This window comes from Serratia sp. CC22-02 (assembly GCF_900182895.1).
Lineage (GTDB): Bacteria > Pseudomonadota > Gammaproteobacteria > Enterobacterales > Enterobacteriaceae > Serratia > Serratia nevei.
Genome location: NZ_FXUD01000027.1, coordinates 1 through 2211 on the forward strand (window position 1 = coordinate 1; position 2211 = coordinate 2211).

Here is a 2211-nt window from a genome sequence, read left to right on the forward strand (position 1 = left end):
TTTTGTTATACGCATTAACATCACCAGCCAACAAATTGACGTCCGATGATAGAGGTTTGCCATTAACTTTAATCGAGCGAAGCGCGTACTTTTGCGCTGCCTGCGGGTCAGTCAGCGCTCCTACATCGGCAGCAGTTGGCTTGTCGAGTGTTGTATACACCTTCGCCCAAGTTTTAGCCGTCGCCGGATTATCTTCCCTAAGAGAGCGCAAATAAAACTCAGTATTACCGGAGCCAATAGCGAATTGCACGTGTCGATATTTGTTGAGCTTGAATGTGATTAAATTACCGAGATTGCCTTTAGTTAGCGGATAGCCGACCGATTTATCGCCCAGTTGCTCCAACATGAATCCATCTGGACGAGTAAGGTCATTGTCGGCGTTTGATGCCTGCAAGCCTTCGCTCGGGAAAATAACACGCGGCAACGTGAGCGGCCCCGACATTTCGTCGCTAGATTTTTTAACATATCGCCCATCTGATTCTTCTTTCCCCCAAACCCCAATATCTTCTGGGGCCGGGTTATTACCCGAGTGATAGATTGAGTTGGATATAAATCTAATGCTAGCTGTTGGTGCAGTATCTTGAGTAGCAAATGAATATGCCCAGTTGGTCATTTTCACTGATGCTGTAACGCTGAAAACAACATTTTTTACATACGTAGCTACAAGGATATATAACTCATACTTATTGGCCGATACTTCGATCGCCCGAACTTCAGATATGGCTGGCAGACCATAATGATGGCTAGTTACAATGGCGCGAAACGGATCATTTATTTTAGTAATTGAACCATTATTAGTCCTAAGCATTATTCGCTGAGATGCATTATTTCTTTCGGACGCGTTATAACCAGCCCCCCCCATTACGTCAATAGTTAGAGTAGCTCCATACTGAAGCATGTTAGAAGCTGTACCAAGCAGAACCCATGACGGTGCTGCGTTTGTCTCGACTTTTAATTTTGCAATACTGCCAAAGTTATCTACCAAATCCTCTGTTGAAAGCGTTCCGATATCAGAAGGCTTTGGTTTATCGAGTTCGGTATAGATTTTAGTCCACCCCTTCTCATAGCCGAAACCATCTCGAGAAGATCGATATGCAATACCGCCATTACCATAATTAAATCTGAATCCAGCTGAACGCGTGCTACCTGTGCCGCCCAGATGAAAATGCAGAACAGACGTCATACCGGAGGCCTGAGTGCTATAGAACCCGGAAGGTGAGTTCCAAGCAACATCTGTAGCCGTTCCTGCAAGTCCTCTTGAAAAGTATCGTGAGTCAGACTCTGATTTATTGTATGCATCCACATCAGATGCAAGCAGATTGATATCTGATGTGAGGGGTTTCCCATTCACTCGTATAGATCTTAGTGCATACTTCTGCGCTGCCTCAGCGTCTGTTAGCGCACCAACATCTGCGGCCGTCGGTTTTCCGGCAGTTGAGTAATATTGTGACCAACCGCTAAACGACCCGTTATTGTTCGTAGCGGCATAAAGTTTGTTGCCATTACCATGACCAATGAATAAATAATGGATAAAGCGCTGATTTCCTGGCTCTGTGCTAAGTGTTGACTGGTTTGTTGTTACATAGAGTGAACCCCAGGGGACAGGAGTAAATGAGCTATTTTCGACGCTCCAAACACCAGCTGATGTAGGTTTGTCGGCTCCATTTAGTACGCGTTGCACACCCATCCGTGCCGCAAAATTGTTCCTATGATCTGCGGCACCAACGTCTGTGATTGTCGGTTTGAAATTTGTTGTATATGCCTGCGACCACTTGACCCCACCAGCCGGCGAATTAGATTGACCAAAGAAAGAACTACCATCATTTTTGATAGCAAGATATGCCGAAGAGGGGCCACCATCGCAAGGTAGCGAGACAACACCGAAAACCCCTTTTCCTGGCGCATTTTCAGATGTTTCGTTGACTCGATAGAACTGTGCAGTATTGCAATACGCATTGTCAAAATGCCGCGATCCTGCGCCAAGTCCAAATGCGCCAACAGCCATCAACTGACCCGCCGCAACACCAACATTACGCGTCGCAGCATCTCCCAGCTCTAAGCTTCCACGGGCCTTTGCTTTATCAGTTAGATCAGCAAGGTTGCTTGCCTTGGATAAATATCGTCCATCTGATTCAGTTTTGTTATACGCATTAACATCACCAGCCAACAAATTGACGTCCGATGATAGAGGTTTGCCATTAACTTTAATCG

The 2211-nt window shown here is 45.8% G+C and carries 1 pseudogene; it reads right to left on the minus strand.

Features of this window, described 5'->3' with window-relative positions:
* Nucleotides 1-2211 (minus strand): annotated as a pseudogene (locus QOL81_RS25720) (hypothetical protein); the annotation flags it as partial.